At 69.6% G+C, this 17604-nt stretch carries 19 protein-coding genes, 3 tRNA genes and 1 pseudogene; 18 read left to right on the top strand and 5 right to left on the bottom strand.

What is annotated here, in order from left to right:
• Position 1 precedes the first annotated feature (1 nt).
• From ACFWXC_RS24355 to ACFWXC_RS24335, 5 genes are all read left to right on the top strand, one after another.
• Entirely contained in the window at positions 2 to 1576 is a 1575-nt protein-coding gene (locus ACFWXC_RS24355) for an NADH-quinone oxidoreductase subunit M (protein WP_384481882.1), read from the top strand.
• Positions 1573 to 3096, top strand: a complete 1524-nt coding sequence (locus ACFWXC_RS24350; RefSeq protein ID WP_384481880.1) for an NADH-quinone oxidoreductase subunit N — start codon at positions 1573 to 1575, stop codon at positions 3094 to 3096. Before ACFWXC_RS24355 ends, ACFWXC_RS24350 begins: the two co-directional genes overlap by 4 nt.
• 230 nt (positions 3097 to 3326) lie before the next feature.
• Positions 3327 to 4190: a zinc metalloprotease HtpX gene (gene htpX / locus ACFWXC_RS24345; RefSeq protein WP_384481879.1), complete on the top strand. Its 864-nt coding sequence runs from the start codon at positions 3327 to 3329 to the stop codon at positions 4188 to 4190.
• Positions 4187 to 4579 carry a YccF domain-containing protein gene (locus ACFWXC_RS24340; protein WP_384481878.1) on the top strand — a complete coding sequence of 131 codons (393 nt, stop codon included), beginning with the start codon at positions 4187 to 4189 and terminating at the stop codon, positions 4577 to 4579. The genes htpX and ACFWXC_RS24340 overlap by 4 nt, the downstream gene beginning before the upstream one ends.
• A 111-nt stretch (positions 4580 to 4690) precedes the next feature.
• Positions 4691 to 5263: an SMI1/KNR4 family protein gene (locus ACFWXC_RS24335; RefSeq protein ID WP_384481876.1), complete on the top strand. Its 573-nt coding sequence runs from the start codon at positions 4691 to 4693 to the stop codon at positions 5261 to 5263.
• Positions 5264 to 5293: 30 nt separating this feature from the next.
• Here the strand turns inward: ACFWXC_RS24335 and ACFWXC_RS24330 are convergent, their stop codons facing one another.
• Positions 5294 to 6538, bottom strand: a complete 1245-nt coding sequence (locus tag ACFWXC_RS24330; protein ID WP_384481874.1) for an APC family permease — start codon at positions 6536 to 6538, stop codon at positions 5294 to 5296.
• Positions 6539 to 6727: 189 nt separating this feature from the next.
• On the opposite strand from ACFWXC_RS24330, the gene ACFWXC_RS24325 reads away from it, so the two are divergent.
• The gene (locus ACFWXC_RS24325; protein WP_384481872.1) at positions 6728 to 6994 is read left to right on the top strand and encodes a GlsB/YeaQ/YmgE family stress response membrane protein; all 267 of its coding nucleotides are present in this window, start codon (positions 6728 to 6730) and stop codon (positions 6992 to 6994) included.
• Positions 6995 to 7074: 80 nt separating this feature from the next.
• Here the strand turns inward: ACFWXC_RS24325 and ACFWXC_RS24320 are convergent, their stop codons facing one another.
• Positions 7075 to 7563, bottom strand: a complete 489-nt coding sequence (locus ACFWXC_RS24320) for a YajQ family cyclic di-GMP-binding protein (RefSeq protein ID WP_384481870.1) — start codon at positions 7561 to 7563, stop codon at positions 7075 to 7077.
• A 223-nt stretch (positions 7564 to 7786) separates the two neighbouring features.
• On the opposite strand from ACFWXC_RS24320, the gene ACFWXC_RS24315 reads away from it, so the two are divergent.
• Positions 7787 to 7868, top strand: a tRNA-Tyr gene (locus ACFWXC_RS24315).
• 174 nt (positions 7869 to 8042) lie between these two features.
• On the opposite strand, the gene ACFWXC_RS24310 is transcribed toward ACFWXC_RS24315, so the two are convergent.
• Complete coding sequence (locus ACFWXC_RS24310; protein ID WP_384481869.1) at positions 8043 to 8186, bottom strand: hypothetical protein; 144 nt, start codon at positions 8184 to 8186, stop codon at positions 8043 to 8045.
• A gap of 259 nt (positions 8187 to 8445) precedes the next feature.
• On the opposite strand from ACFWXC_RS24310, the pseudogene ACFWXC_RS24305 reads away from it, so the two are divergent.
• The 4 genes and pseudogenes from ACFWXC_RS24305 to ACFWXC_RS24290 all read left to right on the top strand — a co-directional run.
• Positions 8446 to 8754: pseudogene (locus tag ACFWXC_RS24305) on the top strand (hypothetical protein); the annotation flags it as partial.
• Positions 8755 to 9128: 374 nt separating this feature from the next.
• On the top strand, positions 9129 to 9593 hold the full coding sequence (locus ACFWXC_RS24300) for a lactococcin 972 family bacteriocin (RefSeq protein WP_384481867.1): 465 nt from the start codon (positions 9129 to 9131) through the stop codon (positions 9591 to 9593).
• 187 nt (positions 9594 to 9780) lie between these two features.
• The gene (locus tag ACFWXC_RS24295; protein WP_384481865.1) at positions 9781 to 10377 is read left to right on the top strand and encodes a hypothetical protein; all 597 of its coding nucleotides are present in this window, start codon (positions 9781 to 9783) and stop codon (positions 10375 to 10377) included.
• Positions 10378 to 10974: 597 nt separating this feature from the next.
• Complete coding sequence (locus ACFWXC_RS24290; RefSeq protein WP_384481863.1) at positions 10975 to 11187, top strand: hypothetical protein; 213 nt, start codon at positions 10975 to 10977, stop codon at positions 11185 to 11187.
• A 55-nt stretch (positions 11188 to 11242) separates the two neighbouring features.
• Here the strand turns inward: ACFWXC_RS24290 and ACFWXC_RS24285 are convergent, their stop codons facing one another.
• Both ACFWXC_RS24285 and ACFWXC_RS24280 read right to left on the bottom strand, forming a co-directional pair.
• A complete protein-coding gene (locus tag ACFWXC_RS24285; protein WP_384481861.1) occupies positions 11243 to 11899 on the bottom strand; it encodes an SDR family oxidoreductase in 657 nt (218 codons plus the stop codon).
• 385 nt (positions 11900 to 12284) lie between these two features.
• A complete protein-coding gene (locus ACFWXC_RS24280) occupies positions 12285 to 13553 on the bottom strand; it encodes an amidohydrolase family protein (protein ID WP_384481859.1) in 1269 nt (422 codons plus the stop codon).
• Positions 13554 to 13818: 265 nt separating this feature from the next.
• Between ACFWXC_RS24280 and ACFWXC_RS24275 the strand changes: the two genes are divergently transcribed.
• From ACFWXC_RS24275 to ACFWXC_RS24245, 7 genes are all read left to right on the top strand, one after another.
• Positions 13819 to 13891 (top strand) — tRNA-Thr (locus ACFWXC_RS24275).
• A gap of 44 nt (positions 13892 to 13935) precedes the next feature.
• Positions 13936 to 14008, top strand: a tRNA-Met gene (locus tag ACFWXC_RS24270).
• A gap of 89 nt (positions 14009 to 14097) precedes the next feature.
• Positions 14098 to 14262 (top strand): 50S ribosomal protein L33, encoded by a 165-nt coding sequence (gene rpmG, locus ACFWXC_RS24265; RefSeq protein WP_003948671.1) that lies wholly within the window; start codon positions 14098 to 14100, stop codon positions 14260 to 14262.
• A 117-nt stretch (positions 14263 to 14379) separates the two neighbouring features.
• Positions 14380 to 14844 carry a MaoC family dehydratase N-terminal domain-containing protein gene (locus ACFWXC_RS24260; protein ID WP_384481857.1) on the top strand — a complete coding sequence of 155 codons (465 nt, stop codon included), beginning with the start codon at positions 14380 to 14382 and terminating at the stop codon, positions 14842 to 14844.
• A gap of 7 nt (positions 14845 to 14851) precedes the next feature.
• Positions 14852 to 15280 (top strand): MaoC family dehydratase, encoded by a 429-nt coding sequence (locus ACFWXC_RS24255; RefSeq protein ID WP_384481855.1) that lies wholly within the window; start codon positions 14852 to 14854, stop codon positions 15278 to 15280.
• Positions 15281 to 15430: 150 nt separating this feature from the next.
• Positions 15431 to 16012: a TetR/AcrR family transcriptional regulator gene (locus ACFWXC_RS24250; protein WP_384481853.1), complete on the top strand. Its 582-nt coding sequence runs from the start codon at positions 15431 to 15433 to the stop codon at positions 16010 to 16012.
• A 108-nt stretch (positions 16013 to 16120) separates the two neighbouring features.
• Positions 16121 to 17569: an MFS transporter gene (locus ACFWXC_RS24245; protein WP_384481851.1), complete on the top strand. Its 1449-nt coding sequence runs from the start codon at positions 16121 to 16123 to the stop codon at positions 17567 to 17569.
• Positions 17570 to 17604 lie beyond the last annotated feature (35 nt).

The raw sequence follows: 17604 nt of genomic DNA, 5'->3' as shown, positions 1-17604 counted from the left end.
CGTGATCGATATCAACGAGTCCGTGATGAAGTTTCTTCTGGCATTGATCGTCGTCGGCCCGCTCCTCGGAGCCGTCGCCGCCCTGCTCCCCGCCCCGACCGGGCTGAAGGGGAAGTCACCCGAGCAGGCCGTGCTCCGCCACGGCGTGACCGTGACCGGCACGATCCTCATCGCCGCGATCGTCCTCGCGCTCGGCTTCGACCACGACCATCCGTCGAGGATGCAGGCCACGACCGACATCAGCTGGATCCCCGCACTCGACGTGCGCATCCACCTCGGCATCGACGGCATCTCCCTCCCCCTCGTGGTCCTCACCGCGCTGCTGACCTTCCTCTGCGCGCTCTACTCGTACTTCAACATGCCCGCGGGCCCGTCCCCGAAGGCCTTCGTCGCACTGCTGCTCGTCCTCGAGTCCGGCACCCTCGCGAGCTTCGCCGTCCTCGACCTGCTGCTGTTCTTCCTCGCGTTCGAGATGGTCCTCATCCCGATGTACTTCCTCATCGCCCGCTGGGGCGGCGAGGGGCGGACCCAGGCCGCCTGGAAGTTCATCCTCTTCACCCTGCTCGGATCCGTCGTCATGCTGCTCGGCCTGCTCCTGATCGGAATCAAGGCGGGCACCTTCGACATGGTGGCACTCGCCACTGACAACGGCCGGTCACTGACCGCATCCGTGCAGGTCATCGCCGTTCTGGCGATCGGGATCGGGCTTGCGGTCAAGACCCCGATGTGGCCCCTGCACAGCTGGCTGCCGGACGCCCACACCGCCGCGCCGACGGTGGGCTCGGTCCTGCTGGCCGGCGTCCTGCTGAAAATGGGTACGTACGGGTTCGTCCGGATCCTGCTGCCGGTCGCGCCGGACGGATTCCGCACCTTCGCGCCGTACCTCGCCGCCTTCGCCGTGGTCGGGATCATCTACGGCTCCCTGGCCTGCCTGAACCTGGCCAAACGGGGCGCGAAGGGCGACCTCAAGCGCCTGATCGCCTACTCCTCCGTCGGCCACATGGGCTTCGTCCTGCTCGGCATCGCCACCATGACCCCGACCGGCGTCAACGGCGCCCTGTTCGCCAACATCGCCCACGGCCTCATCACCGGCCTGCTGTTCTTCCTGATCGGCGGCCTCAAGGACCGCACCGGTACCACCGACCTCGACACCCTGGCCGAGGAGACCGGCGCCGCGCTCTACGGCAAGGCACCGCGCCTCGGCGGGCTCCTCGCCTTCGCCGCCGTCGCCTCGCTCGGACTGCCCGGACTCGCCGGGTTCTGGGGCGAGATGCTCACCCTGTTCGGCGCGTTCAAACCCGCCGCCGGCCTCAGCCGCCCCGCCTTCCTCACCTTCATGGCGATCGCCGCCTTCGGCACCCTGCTGACCGCCGCGTACATGCTGGCCGTGGTCCGCCGCGTCTGCATGGGCGCCGTACCGCAGGACATGCCGAAACTCGCCGACGTCCGCACCTACGAGTTCGCGGCCTGGACCCCGCTCGTCGCCCTCACCGTCGTCGCCGGACTGTGGCCGAAGGCCCTGCTCGGGCTCACCGACCCGGCAGTGCAGCAGCTCCTCGCAGGAGGCCCCCGATGAGCGTCCTGGCCCAGCCGCAGGCCGCGAACCTCGTCCAGTCCGTCGACTGGCTCGCCATCGCACCGCCCACCCTCACCGCGGTCGTCGCCCTCGCCGTCCTCGTCGCGGACCTGTTCGTGCCGGAGGCCAGAAAGCCGCTCCTCGGCTGGGTGTCGGTCGCCGGACTCGCCGCGGCCGCCGTCCTGCTGCTGCCGCTCCTGGACCACGACCGCAGCACCTTCTGCCTGACGGGCGCCACGCGCGCGTGCAGCTACACGGCCGACCGGTTCACCCTGGTCGTGCAGTTCCTGGTGCTAGGCGGCGCCCTGCTCACCGCCCTGCTGTCCGTCACCACCCTGAAGGACGGCAACCGCCGCTACCCCCAGGGCGAGTTCTGGTTCCTGCTGCTCTCCTCGGCCGCCGGCGCCGCCCTGCTGCCCGCCTCCCGCGACCTCGCCACCCTGATCGTCGCCCTGGAGGTCGCCTCCCTGCCCGCCTTCGCCCTCGTCGGCATCCGGCACGGCGACGCGAAGTCCTCCGAAGCCGCCCTGAAGTTCTTCCTGTCCTCGGTGACCGCGACCGCCGTCAGCCTCCTGGGCATCAGCTTCGTTTACGCCACCACCGGCAGCCTCTACCTCACCCAGGTCGCCGACCGCATCCAGCACGTCGACGGCCAGCTGCACACCCTCGCCCAGACGGGTGTCGTCCTCACCCTTGTGGGCTTCGCGTTCAAGACAGCCGCCGTCCCCTTCCACTTCTGGGTCCCCGACACCTACATCGGCGCCCCGCTCCCCATCGCCGCCTACCTGTCCGTCGTCGGCAAGGCCGTCGGCTTCTCCGGCCTGATCCTGGTCACCGTCGTCGCCTTCCCGTCGTACGCCGACGTCTGGGCCCCCGCACTCGCCGCCCTGGCCGCCCTCACCATGACCGTCGGCAACGTCGCGGCCCTGCGCCAGCAGGCCACGCGCGCGTACAGCGCGGTACGACTGCTCGCCTGGTCGTCGGTGGGCCAGGCCGGCTACCTGCTCGTGCCGATCGCCGCCGCCGGATACGCCAAGGACCCCCAGAAGGCCGTCGGCTCCACCGTCGCCTACGCCCTCATGTACGCGGCCGTGAACCTCGGCGCCTTCGCGGTGGCCGCCCTGGTCGGCCGTACGAAGGAACTCAACCGGCTCTCCGACTACCGCGGCCTGTACGGCAAGAACCCGCTGACCGCACTGCTCCTGGCGTTCTTCCTGCTGTGCCTGGCCGGGCTCCCGCCCGGCATCATCGGACTGTTCGCCAAGGTCACCGTCTTCTCGGCGGCCGTCGACGCCGGCCTCGGCTGGCTGGCCGTCGTCATGGCCGTCAACGTCGTGATCGCCCTCTACTACTACCTCCAGTGGACGGCCCTGCTGTTCCGCGCCCCCGAAGGCGACACCGCCAGGCACCGCCTTCCGGCCCCCCTCACGGCCGCGCTCGCCCTCACCGGCGCCCTCGGCGTCGCGCTGTCCGGCGCGCCCCAGCTGGTGCTCCGCTTCGCCGCCACCGGCCTGTTCTGACGCCCTTCACGCGCGCGTGCGGTCCACCGGCGCGCGGGGCGGGGCGCGGCTTTCACCCGGACGGCTCACGCGGCGCACAGCGGACACAAGGGAACTAGTGGCCGTCGCCTGGCGTTGACCAGTGCGGAAGGGTCCACTGGACGTGACACCACGACACCGGTGGCATCGCAGATCGGAAGGCAGCACCGCAGGCAAAGGGCTCCCCTGCCGCACGACTTGGAGGGCGTACCGTGCACCGCCGGCACAACGGACTCAGAACGGCAGTTCTCCTTGGGGGACTGTCGGCACTCATCATCGTCATCGGCAGCTTCTTCGGCCGGACGGGTCTGATCGTCGCGGTCCTCGTCGCCCTCGGCACGAACGCGTACGCGTACTGGAACAGCGACAAACTGGCGCTACGCGCGATGCGCGCGCGCCCGGTGAGCGAATTCGAGGCGCCGGCCCTGTACCGGATGGTCCGCGACCTCTCCACCCAGGCCCGCCAGCCCATGCCCCGCCTGTACATCTCCCCGACGGAGGCCCCGAACGCCTTCGCGACCGGCCGCAACCCGCGCAACGCCGCCGTGTGCTGCACCGAGGGCATCCTGCGCATCCTGGACGAGCGCGAACTGCGGGGGGTGATCGGCCACGAGCTCAGCCACGTCTACAACCGCGACATCCTCATCTCGTCGGTCGCCGGCGCCCTCGCCTCGGTGATCATGTTCCTGGTCAACTTCGCCTGGCTGATCCCGGTCGGCCGTTCGGACGACGACGACGGCCCCGGCTTCCTCGGCCTGCTGCTGATCATGATCCTGGGCCCGCTCGCCGCGACCGTCATCCAGCTCGCCATCAGCCGCTCCCGGGAGTACGAGGCGGACGCCTCCGGTGCCCAGCTGACCGGCGACCCGCTCGCCCTCGCCGGCGCCCTGCGCAAGCTGGAGGCCGGCACCAAGCAGCTCCCGCTGCCCCCCGAGCCGCGGATCGAGACCGCGAGCCACATGATGATCGCGAACCCCTTCCGTCCGGGCCAGGGACTGTCCAAGATGTTCTCGACGCATCCGCCCATGGCGGAGCGGATCGCCCGGCTAGAGAAGATGGCAGGTCGCCCGCAGTGAAGACCATCCTGAACGTCATTTGGCTCGTCCTGAGCGGCTTCTGGCTGTTCCTCGGCTACCTGCTGGCGGGCGTGATCCTCTGCATCACGATCATCGGCATTCCCTTCGGCATAGCGGCCTTCCGTATCGGCGTCTACGCCCTGTGGCCCTTCGGGTACACCACCGTCGAGCGGCGGGACGCCGGCGCCCCGTCCTGTGTCGGCAACGTCCTGTGGCTGGTCCTCGCGGGCTGGTGGCTGGCCCTCGCCCACATCGTCACCGGTGTCGTGATGTGCCTGACGATCATCGGGATCCCGTTCGGCATCGCCAACTTCAAGCTGATCCCGGTCTCCCTGCTTCCGCTGGGACGCGAGATCGTGCCCACGGACCAGCCGTTCGCAACTCGCTGACCACCTTTCATCCGGCTCTTTCCGCACACGAGTTGTCCACAGGCCCGCACCCGGGCCCGGGGTTGTCCACAGGCCGCCGCGATTGTCAGTGGCGGCCTGCATCATGAAGCCATGACCGAGATCGAGCAGTTGCTGACACGGGTGGCCGTACGGGCCCGCGACTCCCGTCCGTGGGGCTGGCCTTCGCTCCCCGCGCCCGTCGACGCAGCCACCCTCGACCTCGCCCGCGAGGCCCTGGGCTTCCCCCTGCCACCCCTCCTCGCCGCGCTCTACGAGCAGGTCGGCGACGGCGGCTTCGGCCCGTCCTACGGCCTGCTGCCCCTGCTCGACGCCGCCCCCTCCGGCGAACCGGCCGCCGTCGCCCAGTACCTCGCCAACCGCGAGTACGGCCGCAAGAACCCGGAGTGGCCCTGGCCGGAGGGCGTCCTGCCGATATCCCACTGGGGCTGCGGTATGTACGCCTGCGTGGACTGCCGCACCCCGCAGGCCACGGTCCTGCTCCACGAGCCGAACGCCGACGGCGCCGACGGCGCATGGTTCGTGGACGCGCCCACCCTCACCGACTGGCTGTGCGTCTGGCTGAACGGCACGGGCTGGTACGAGGAGACCGACGAGGGCACGGATCTGGCGCCGTGGGACGACGTCCGGATACGCACGGCTCCGGCTCCGGAACAGGCCTCCTGAGAGACCGGGCCTTTTGAGCGCGGCAGCCGGCTACCGAGCCGTCACCCGCCGCCGTACGGCGTACGCCACCGCGCCCGCGGCCAGCACGGCCGCCCCGGCGGCCACCGACACCAGCGGCAGCGCGAAGGCCAGCGCCGCACAGCCCAGCAGGCCGGCCACCGGAACCACACGGGCGCGCGGGGCCGGATCGAGCGTCCAGGCCGATGCGTTGGCCACCGCGTAGTACGCCAGCACGCCGAAGGAGGAGAAACCGATGGCACCCCGGACGTCCACCGTCGCCGCCGCCACGGCGACCACCGCGCCGACGGCCAGCTCCGCGCGGTGCGGGACCTGGAAACGAGGATGCACGGAGGCCAGCGCCCGGGGCAGATGGCCGTCACGGGCCATGGCGAGCGTGGTCCGTGACACGCCCAGGATCAGCGCCAGCAGCGAGCCGAGCGCGGCCACCGCCGCCCCCACCCGCACCACGGGCACCAGCCCCGGCACCCCGGCCGCCCGCACCGCGTCGGCCAGCGGCGCCCCCGCCCGTCCCAGTGCGTCGGCGCCGAGCACGGAGAGCACGGCCACCGCCACGCACACGTACACCACCAGCGCGATACCCAGGGCCAGTGGAATCGCGCGCGGGATGGTGCGCGTCGGGTCCCGCACCTCTTCGCCGAGGGTCGCGATCCGCGCGTACCCGGCGAACGCGAAGAACAGCAGGCCGGCCGCCTGAAGCACGCCGCCCACACCCGAGGACAGGCCGATGTCCAGCCGCCCGGCGTCCGCTCGCCCGGACGTCAGGCACACGACCACCACGGAAGCGAGGACCGCCAGCACCACGGCCACGATCACCCGCGTCAACCAGGCCGACTTCTGGATGCCGCCGTAGTTCACGGCGGTCAGCGCCACCACGGCCGCGACCGCAACCGTGTGCGCCTGCCCCGGCCAGGCGTAGGCGCCCACGGTGAGTGCCATCGCGGCGCAGGACGCCGTCTTGCCGACGACGAACGCCCATCCGGCGAGGTATCCCCAGAAGGCGCCGAGCCGCTCCCGCCCGTACACGTAGGTGCCGCCCGACTGCGGGTAGCGGGCGGCGAGGCGGGCCGAGGACATGGCGTTGCAGTAGGCGACCAGGGCGGCGACGGCCAGCCCGGGCAGCAGCCCCGACCCGGCCGCGTGGGCCGCCGGACCCAGGGCTGAGAACACGCCGGCCCCGATCATCGAGCCGAGACCGACGACCACGGCGTCGTGCACGCCCAGCGTGCGCCGCAGACCGGGAGAGGAGGAGGCCATGCGCCGCACCCTACTGATCGCCGCAACCGTGAGGAGTCGCCGTGGCGTCCTCGTCATCGACAGGGCACGAACAGACGCGCGACGGCTGCCTGCGGGCGTTCTCGGACGGCCTGTCCGGCACAGCCGGCCGAGAACGAAGACACAGGGCCGGAACAGCGCGAACACAGCGCGGAAGGGCAGGTTCAGGGCATGGGCATCATCGGTTGGATCATCCTGGGACTGTTGGCCGGCGCCATCGCCAAAATCCTGCTGCCGGGACGCGACCCGGGCGGCTTCATCGGCACGACCCTCATCGGCATCGTGGGCGCGTTCCTCGGTGGCTGGATATCGGCCCGCTGGCTGGACCACCCCATCACCAAGGACTTCTACGACGGCGCGACCTGGGTGGCGGCGATCGGCGGCTCGGTGGTCCTGCTGATCGTCTACCGCCTTCTGTTCGGCAATTCGCGCGACTGAGCGCGCCTGCTGCAGACCGGCAGAGGAGAAGGGTGGGTACCAGGGGTGCCCACCCTTCCTCGTACCTCGGCCGGCAGTGACTACCGGTAGTTCACGAACTGGAGCGCGAAGTCGAAGTCCTGGCCCTTCAGGAGCGCGATCACGGCCTGGAGGTCGTCGCGGCTCTTGGAGCTGACGCGCAGTTCCTCGCCCTGGACCTGGGCCTTCACACCCTTGGGGCCCTCATCGCGGATGATCTTCGCGACCTTCTTCGCGTTCTCCTGGGAGATGCCCTCCTCGATCGACGCGAAGATCTTGTACTCCTTGCCGGAGAGCTGCGGCTCATCCGCGTCCAGCGCCTTCAGCGAGATGCCGCGCTTGATCAGCTTCGACTGGAAGACGTCGAGGATCGCCTTGACCCGCTCCTCGGAGTTCGCCTGCATCAGGATCTTCTCGCCGGACCAGGCGATCGAGGCGCCCACGCCCTTGAAGTCAAAGCGCTGCGAGATCTCCTTGGCGGCCTGGTTGAGGGCGTTGTCGACCTCCTGCCGCTCGACCTTCGAGACGATGTCGAAACTGGAGTCGGCCATGTCCTGTGGCTCCTTGTATCTGGGGGCGTAACGGGATGCGTTCCGGCGCGCGACGGCGGCCGCACCTGGTGTGGGGACCGGGCCGCATCCGGACCAGCCTAGCCACCTCACGTCTCGCGAGCGCCGATCAATCGGGTGGCGGAGCACCCCTAGGGATCGGGTATTGTTTACGTCGTTGCCAGGGAGCACCGCCGAAAAACGGTTCGACTTGGTGGCAAACCCCGGCGGTGTGCCCGAGCGGCCAAAGGGAGCAGACTGTAAATCTGCCGGCTTCGCCTTCCCAGGTTCGAATCCTGGCGCCGCCACTTTGGGGAAGACCCCCTCTGATCAGGTTCTTAGCCTGGTCGGAGGGGGTTTCTTGTTGGTCGGCCCCGCTCGATCCGGCGTGGACGAGACGTGGACGTGTCTCACCCCGTATCGCCCGCACCCCACTGTTGACCAATGCGTGTCCCCCAGGTGCCCCCCGGGGGTGAGCATGATCACTCAGGCTCGTTCCACTCCCGAAGTGCTGCATCGATCCGGCTGTTGGCATGCTCCCGGGTCTGGTCAAGCACCTTGGCGTACACCTTGTGCAGCACCGCGATGCTGTGGCCGGCTCGCTGGGCGCACTCCATGGCGCCCACGCCGGAACTACACCCAGGCATGCCGTAGGTCGCAGGTCGGCGAGCGAGCAGTGAGGACGTCTCCGCTTCGCGCAGGACACTTTGGCGAGCCTTCGCCCACGCCTCCCCGTAACCGGTCTCGGGTCCACCGCCTCAACTGACCTCGGGACAGGGCTGCGTCCAGGCGTTCGTGAGGTCTTCCGCGTAGTCGCCCTCCGGTGTCCGGCGGGGTGCGGATGCCACGCGGTTCGATGGGCTTGCAGGCGGACACCGAGTGAGGTTGGCTGGCGATCGCGCGCACCGCCGCCGGTGTTCGGTGGCTTCGGCTGGGCGCGTGGACGACAGACGAGGGGCTCCAGCGGTACTACCCCGGGCGGGACTTCATGCACGTTCGCACCGTCCGCGAGGGCATCGCAGTGAACGGCGACCGCGGGTCTCCGGGTGGCTCGCACAGCGGAAGGCGCGACCCGCAGGTCACGGATTCACGGACCGCACTTACCCCGCCCCCAGCACGACTCCCGTCCGTGGCTTGAGCCGAGCCCGGCAGGGCCCGCCCGGCCCCTGCGGGCATCCTCAGTCCAGCGTCTGACTGGAAGTGCCTCTGACGGTGGAACACCCTCCGGACGGCGGTGCGCCAGGCGGGTACCAGCCGCTACGCACCTTCACCTGGAATGTCCTGCTTCCTCGCAGCCAACAGGACCCTCAGTAAGTCCTATCGTTGCAGGTCAGGGATACTTCTCGCGTTTCGGTATCTATGACGGAACAGGGCATTGCGTGAAAGTCCGAGGTTAAGTGCACAGGGCCCACAAACCCGGCGGGGTGTTTTCGGACAACACTCCCTGAGGCTGTTGACTACCGCCATTTCCTTGCTGAAGATCACTAGGCAACTCCTACGGGGGAGTTGGGGAGGAAGGAAATCTCGTGAGGATATCCGGTAGATCGTTGGCTCTCGGCTTTGTGAGCATGGTGCTCGCAGTATGTAGCTTCGCCGCGCCGGCCGCGGCAGACAGCCCTCGGGTTGCGACCGTTACCGCGCACGGCACTGTCATCGCCGCGGACGGTTCCAAGGTTGGCCAGATCACTTTCCATAAGCGTGGTGACGGCACGAAGCCGCCCGCCGAGCTGGGCAACCCCTCTCAATGGGGTGTGGCGACGGTCAGCGTGCACCATTCGGTGGGCGCCGTTTCGCCGCTGTCGGAGGCCTGCGTCCCTGCGAGTGGCGGGCAGTGGTGCTACGGCTACTACCTGAACACGTCTGGTAAGTACTGCTACTCGAACTACTACCACCACGATGACGTCCACAAGTCTTCGGTGAAGATTGCCGGCGGGACGGTCGACAGTGGTTGGGTGGCAGCCAACGACTACTCCAATGCCCACCGCACGGCGGGCGCTGCCTACACCTGCGAAACCTACTACAGCATCAAGTAGGTTCTGGTCCCCGCATCGAGCGGTAACCCCTCGGTAGCTGGGGTAAGTTGGTGCGCCACTCCGGTCTGTGCGGTCGCCCGTGCAGTACCGGAGTGGCGCCGCCAGTTCTGAGTCAGTCACGGGATGGCGAAGAGAAATCGCACACTTCCTGCGCACTCGCGTTGCGCCGATCGTAGCGTCCCTCGGGGTGGGTTTGCTGCTTGGCCTGGCGGGCCCTCTTGCCGAAAAATGCGGCAATCCCGATTGCGTCACCCTGAATGCAGTTTTTTCCAGCGGGTGGTCGTGGGCCTGTTATGCGTTCTTGGTAGGCTATTTGCGCCGATCCAAAATTGAGTCAGCTTTGCTGTCGTCTTTGGGTTTGGCTGTCGGCGTGGTCGCGTACTACCTGTTCAAATATCTGAGTCCCACCATCCCGGCCGGGCTGGAATCTGGTGCCGTCAGCGAGGGAATTTCCTCCGGGATGTTTGTGTGGGGAATAGCGGCTTTCATTCTCGGAGCCCCCTTGGGGCTCTTTGGCAACCTGGCGCGAATCCCAGGCGTCGGTGGCCTTCCATTCCGGCTGGTTGTTCCGTTCGTAACCTTTTTTGAGACCTCTATGCGGCTGGCTACAGAGGCGGACAGGCAACGTGTAGTCGTTGAAATTACTTGGACTGTGATTCGGTTCATCGCAGCCGCTGTTGCCTTGGCTCTAGTAGGTCACACCATCCGGAGTTGGTGGCACGCTCGGCGTACTCATTCCTCGGGGTCGGATGAGCACCGCGCCGGAGAAATTTCGTCCGTGTGACCTCCTGGATCCAGTACCCCATTCGCGCTGCACTGAGGGGATCGCGGAGGAGCGAAGCGTTGCCAGGCAGCAACGAGAGGTAGCCAACGCGATACAGGACAGAAGGAAGGCGCGGCGGCGCCTCCCCAGGTGGCCCCGCACTGGTACGACTTTGACGTTTTCGCAGGTCACAGAGGGCGGGGTTGGCCCGCTCGGCCCGCTGTAAATCTGCCGGCGCCGCCTTCCCAGGCTCGAATCCTGGCGCCGCCACTTTGAGGAAGACCCCCTCCGGACCGTGGAAACACAGGTCGGAGCGGGTCTCTTCGTTGTGCCATGGACGGCGTCGAGCGGAGGCGTGACGTGCCCCACAGCGAGGGCGAAGTGGCCGCTTCCGAAGGCGTAGGAGAACGCGGAGGCGCACCAGACCGAGGGCGCCTGAGCACCCTTGCGCTCAGCGCCGTCGCCGCCCCTCCGTGGAGCCGGCCCTCGTAACGGGTGCGGGCCTCACGGGCGCACTGCCGGCGCCCGCACCACCGACATCGGGGACGCCCGGATCAGCCGCCCCTGGACCCCCACGGCCCCCGGTGCATGTGCCCCGCCCCGGGGCACACTGGGCACATGTCCTCCCGACGTAGAACCTGTCCGGTGTGCCGCCGTGAAATCGCCGTCGTCGCGGGACGCTTCGCGCGGCATGACCCGCCCGGGGCGCGGGAGACCGGCGACCTGGTCTCCTGCCCCGGCTCGCGGCGACAAGCCCGACTCGGGGCGGAGCAACCGTCGTTGGACGGCTACGCCGTGCCGGACTTTCCCGGACAGCTGTCGCTGTTCTGAGGGCTCCGCCCGGCCGTCGTCACCGTCACAAGTCCCAACGGCCGGGGCGGTGAGTTCAGTTCCCGGCCACCGACTTCACGGCCACCGTGACCGGCGTCGAACCGCCGATCAGCTCCAGGGTCAGGCCGGCCGTCGCCGACGTGTCCACCAACTCCGCGAGTACGGCGGCCACGTCGTCGCGCGTGACCGGACCCCGGCCCGTGTGTGCCTCCAGACGCACCAGGCCCTTGCCCGGCTCGTCCGTCAGCGAACCGGGGCGCAGGATCGTCCAGTCCAGGGCACTCTGCCGGGTGACGTACGCGTCGGCCTCGCCCTTGGCCCGCAGATACACGTCGAAGACCTCGTCGCCCTGGTGCGCCGGGTCCGCGCCCATCGACGAGACGACCACGAAACGGCGCACGCCCGCGCGTACGGCCGCCTCCACGAACAACACCGCCGCACCCTTGTCCACCGTTTCCTTGCGGGCCGTGCCGCTGCCCGGGCCCGCGCCCGCCGCGAACACCGCCGCGTCCGCTCCCCGCAGACGCGCCGCGACCTCCTCGACCGACGCCGACTCCAGGTCGAGCAGCACCGGTTCGGCACCGGCCGCCCGCAGATCGTCGCCCTGCTCGGCCTTCCGGATGATTCCTGCGACCTCGTCCCCACGCGCGGAGAGCAGCCGCTCCAACCGCAGCGCGATCTGACCATGACCACCAGCGATGACAATGCGCATGTTTCCGACCGTACGCCCGAAGCCCCGCATCCGCCGCATGACTTCATGCGCCCCGCGCGCCCACACAGATCCCGAGAAGCGCCCCGCCAGGTTCGAGCCTTCCCTGCTGACACGCTCCTGCGCGCCGCGCGCTCTCACGCACTCATTCGCCCACCGGCGCCCACGCTTCGAACACGCGCCCCGGCGCCCGCGCGCCTGCTCACACCCTCCGCCGCGCGCCCGGCAACCACCGACCGCGCCCGCTTCCGCGCCGCCTCCTGCCTCCCGCTTCCGCGTCGCGCGCCCCCGCGTACTCCCACCACCGCAAGCCACCCAGCCGCCCAGCCGCCCCGGCACCCGCTCGCACTCCCTCGTCACGCGCCCGGCGCCTCCGCCCGGGCGCCTCTCAGGACACCTCGCCCCGCCCCTGCCGAGGCAGCCCCAGCTCCGCTGTCGCCGCCGAGTTGCAGTACTCGCGGACCGCGCTCGTGCGTGCCACCACGCGCCCCCGGTGCACCACGATCCTGCTGTAGGCGAGGGAGAGGGCGCCGGCCAGGTGGTCGCCGCGTACGGCGAGGAGTTCGGCGGGGAAGCCGGCCTCGACGCGGACCTCGGGAAGGCCCAGGGCGGCCCGCGAGGATGCGCTGACGGTGTCGTAGGCGTCCTCGGGGCGCAGACCGTGGCGGGAGGCCAGAAGGTAGGCGGCCTCCAGGGGGTCGCCCCGGCCGACGGGGTTCGACAGGTCGCGCAGGGCGCCGCTGCCGGCGGCGACCCGTACCCCGGCCGCGCGCAGCAGCCGTACCGGAGCCGTGCCGCGGCGGTCGACGGACCCGCAGCCGCCCTGGGGCAGGCACACCACCGTGACGCCGGCCGCGGCGAGCTGGTCCGCGACCCGGACGGCCGCCTCGGCGGGCAGGCGCGCGAGCCCGGCGCACGGGCCGAGTGTCACGCCGGGGCGCATGCCACCCGCCATCGCCGCGAGCCTCGCCAGCCGGGCCGGGTCGACGGCGTCCGTGTGCAGATCGACCGGGCAGCCGTGCTCGGAGGCCACCTCCAGGACGGCCTCCGCATAGCCCGTGGGATCGGGGTCCAGGTCGGGGCAGCCGCCCAGCACGGACGCGCCCATCTTCGCGGCGTCCCGCAGTATCGCCAGCCCCTCGGCGCCGGCCACCCCGGTCAGCACACGCGGCATCGCGACCGCCGTCAGTTCCGCGAGCCCGCGCAGCGCGCGGCGCGCCTGGAGGACGGCGGCAAGGGCGGCCAGCCCCTGGACGTCGCCGACGCGCACGTGCGCGCGTACCGCCGTGGCACCGTGACCGAGTTGCAGCAGGGCCGCCTCCGTGGCGCGCCGCTGGACGTCGTCGGGGTCGTACGAAACGGGGCCGCCGCGATCGGCGGAGAGCGCGGTGTCGCCGTGGGCGTGCGGTTCGGCCGGGGCCGGGAGGAGGAGGTAGCCGCTCAGGTCCACGCGCGCGCCGCCCGCGCGGGCCGGACCCGGTGCCAGGCTGCCGGCCGTACCGACCGCCTCGATGCGCCCGCCGCCCAGCCGTACGTCCACGGTCCGGCCGTCGGTGAGCCGTGCCCCGCACAGCAGGAGCCCGGTCGGCTCGGACTGTCCCGAGGAGCCCGGGGAGTTGGACGACGACGAGGGCGGCTGCGGCTGGCTGTCGGGCATCGCGCTCCAGGAAGGTCGGTCCGGGCGGGGACTCAAGATCACGCAGAGTGAGTCGAGCCTAGGGTGGCGAGCCGCGTGCGGCGGGGAGGAGCGCAATAGTCGTACCGGCGTCGTCGGACCGGTCGGGAACGGGTCGGTACGCGCGCGTGAGGAGCGTCGGAAGAGGCCCGAGAGGCTGCCGTGAGCCGGGCGGAAGGGGCCCGGTGGGGCGGCGGGAAACGGATTTGGGTGAACGGCGGCCGAGCGTGTAATGTCTTCATCGCTCGCCCCAATAGCTCAGTCGGCAGAGCGTCTCCATGGTAAGGAGAAGGTCTACGGTTCGATTCCGTATTGGGGCTCTGGTGTGAGAGGTCCCGTCGCGAGGCGGGACTGATCTCATCAAAGCGGTGTAGCTCAGTCGGTAGAGCAAGCGGCTCATAATCGCTGTGTCACCGGTTCAAGTCCGGTCACCGCTACTGACAGTAGCCGATTGCGGGGTCGGTCCTTCGATCGGCTACTCTTTTTGCGTTGAATCAGTCCATCCGTTCGTCTTAGGAGCACTCACGTGGCTGCCACCGACGTCCGCCCGAAGATCACGCTGGCCTGCGTGGAGTGCAAGGAGCGGAACTACATCACCAAGAAGAACCGGCGTAACAACCCGGACCGTCTTGAGATGAAGAAGCACTGCCCGCGTTGCAATGCGCACACTGCGCACCGCGAAACGCGATAACAACAGGCTCGTTCGTGAGGCCGTCCCCGACTCGGGGGCGGCCTCACGGCGTTTCGGCAGATGGCTTTCCCGCTAGTTTGTGGGGCATCACAGCAGATATCAGGAGGTGCCGGGCCAATGGCGCTCGACCAGTCCTTCGTGGGACGGACCTACCCACCCACCGAGCCCTACGAGGTGGGCCGGGAGAAGATCCGTGAGTTCGCCGAGGCGATCGGCGACATCAACCCCGTGTACTCGGACCCGGAGGCCGCCAAGGCGCTCGGCTATTCCGATGTGATCGCCCCGCCGACCTTTGTCTTCTCGATCACTTTCCGGGCGGCCGGGCAGGTCGTCGAGGACCCGCAGCTGGGCCTGGACTACAGCCGGGTGGTGCACGGCGACCAGAAGTTCGCGTACCGGCGTCCGGTGCGTGCCGGCGACCGGCTGACCGTCGTCTCGACGATCGAGGCGGTCAAGTCCCTCGCGGGCAACGACGTCATCGACATCCGCGGCGACGTCCACGACGAGGCGGGCGAGCTCGTGGTGAGCGCCCTGACCAAGCTGGTGGCCCGCGCTGCGGACGCCGAAGAAGGCGAGGCGTGAGGATCCGATGACGTCGAAGATCGCGTACGAGGACGTCGAGGTCGGCACCGAACTGCCCGCCCAGACCTTCCCCGTGACCCGCGCCACGCTGGTGCGGTACGCGGGCGCCTCCGGGGACTTCAACCCCATCCACTGGAACGAGAAGTTCGCCAAGGAGGTGGGTCTGCCGGACGTCATCGCGCACGGCATGTTCACCATGGCCGAGGCGATCCGCGTGGTCACCGACTGGACCGGCGACCCGGGCGCGGTCACCGAGTACGGCGTGCGCTTCACCCGGCCCGTCGTCGTCCCGAACGACGACCAGGGCGCCCTGATCGAGGTCAGCGGCAAGGTTGCCGCCAAGCTCGACGACAACACCGTGCGCGTCGACCTGACGGCGATGAGCGCCGGGCAGAAGGTGCTGGGCATGTCTCGGGCGGTCGTACGGCTGGGCTGAGCCCGGCGAGTTCCACGGCCCGGTAAGGGGCGCTCTCCATGGTGGGGCGCCCCTTACGCATGTGCGGCCCCCTGGCCATGAAACGGCCCGCGAGGAGGGGGCGTTCCCGGTCCCTTGACATGGTTAGTGATTGAGTACTAACTTCATCGCATGGTCAGGATGAGTGCTGAGGAGCGGCGCGAGAGCGTCGTCCGCGCGGCGATCGCGGAGTTCTCGCAGAGGGGCTATTACGGCACCTCCACCGAGGCGATCGCCAGGCGGGTCGGGGTTTCGCAGCCCTATCTCTTCCGGCTCTTCCCGGGCAAGAAGGCGATCTTCGCCGCCGCCTCGCAGCGCTGCATCGACGATATGCGTGAGCTCTTCGAGAAGGCTGCCGAGGGGTTGCGGGGCGAAGATGCCCTGCACGCCATGGGTGACGCGTATGTGCGGCTCATCCAGGAGCGGCCGGAGCGGCTCCAGATGCAGATGCAGACGTACATCACGGTCGCGGCCGCCGAGGCGGAAGGCGAGCACGAGTTCGGCGAGCTCGTGCGGGCCGGCTGGGGCCGGCTGTGGGACACCGTGCATCTGCTCTCGGGGGCCGACGTCGACCGCACCACGACCTTCCTGGCCAAAGGAATGCTCATCAACACCTATGCGGCCATGGGGTTTCCACCCGAACACCGGGTCTGGCAGGGGATGTACCCGGACGCCGGGGCCACCGGGCGGCTGGAGGACTGCGGCGACGGGTGAAGGGGCGGGTGAGGGGGCGGTTCGTCCTTCCCGGTCCGGGCCTTTTCATGGGCATGAAAGTTAGTGACTCATAACTAATCAACTCTTGGAACACGCTCTGGGGGAGCGATGTCACAGCAGACCGCGCAGCACACCGCACGCAAGGGGAGCGCCGTATGGGCGCTCGTCATCACCAGCGTCGCCGGCTTCATGGCGGCCCTCGACAACCTCGTCGTCACCACCGCACTGCCCTCCATCCGCAAGGACCTCGGTGGTGCCCTGGACGACCTCGAATGGACCGTGAGCGCGTATACGCTCACCTTCGCCGTCCTGCTGATGTTCGGCGCGGCCCTCGGCGACCGCTTCGGCCGCCGCCGGCTCTTCCTCGCCGGCATCACCGTCTTCACCGTCGCCTCCGCCGCCGCGGCCATGGCGCCCGGCATCGACTCACTGATCGCCGCCCGCGCGGTGCAGGGCGTCGGCGCGGCCGTGATGATGCCGCTGACGCTCACCCTGCTGACGGCGGCCGTGCCCGAGGCCAAGCGGGGGATGGCGTACGGCATCTGGGGTGCCGTCAACGGGCTCGCCGTCGCCTCCGGGCCGCTCATCGGCGGCAGCCTCACCGAACACGTGTCCTGGCATTGGATCTTCTGGCTGAACGTCCCGCTCGGCCTCGCCCTGCTGCCGCTCGCCCGTCTCCGTCTCGCCGAGTCCCACGGCACCGGCGCCCCGCTCGACTTCCCCGGCACCCTGCTCGCCAGCGGTGGTCTCTTCGGGATCGTCTACGGCCTGGTGCGCGGCCCGGCCGACGGCTGGACCAGCTCCCTCGTGCTCACCGGGCTGTTCGCGGGCGGCGCCCTGCTCGTCGGCTTCGTCATCCACGGCAGCCGCGCCAAGAACCCCATGCTGCCGATGCGGCTCTTCCGCTCCCGCGCCTTCTCCGGGATCAACGCGGCGAGCCTGCTGATGTTCCTCGGGATGTTCGGCTCGATCTTCCTGCTCAGCCAGTACATGCAGGGCGTCCTCGGCTACTCGCCCACCGAGGCGGGCCTCAGGATGCTGCCCTGGACCGGCATGCCGATGCTCGTCGCACCGATCGCCGGGATCCTCTCCGACCGGATAGGCGGCCGCCCGGTCGCCGCCGCCGGACTCTTCCTGCAGGCCGCCGGGCTCGGCTACATGGCCTCCGTGGTCACCGCCCACGCCTCCTACGGTGTCCAGCTGCCCGGTCTGATCATCAGCGGTATCGGCATGGCGCTGTACTTCGCCCCGGCCGCCAACCTCGTGATGTCCGCCGTACGCCCGCAGGAACAGGGCATCGCCTCCGGCGCCAACAACGCGCTGCGCGAGGTCGGCGGCGCGCTCGGCATCGCCGTCATGTCGTCCATCTTCGCCGCCCAGGGCGGCTACGAGAGCGCCCAGAGCTTCGTGGACGGGCTGCGGCCCGCCCTGGTCACCGGCTCGGCCGTGGTCGCCCTCGCCGGGATCGCGGCCCTGTTCATCCCCGGCCGGCGACGCGCCGCGCGGACGGTGACCGAGGGGGAGCCGGCCCCGGCTCTGGAGACCGTCGGTAGCTGACGGCACGCGCGCGTGGGGCCCCGTCTCCGGTGGAC

The organism is Streptomyces sp. NPDC058683, assembly GCF_042716195.1.
In the GTDB taxonomy this organism is placed as follows: Bacteria; Actinomycetota; Actinomycetes; order Streptomycetales; family Streptomycetaceae; genus Streptomyces.
Note: the sequence above shows the minus strand (reverse complement) of the source record. Positions and strands in the feature narration are given on the sequence as shown.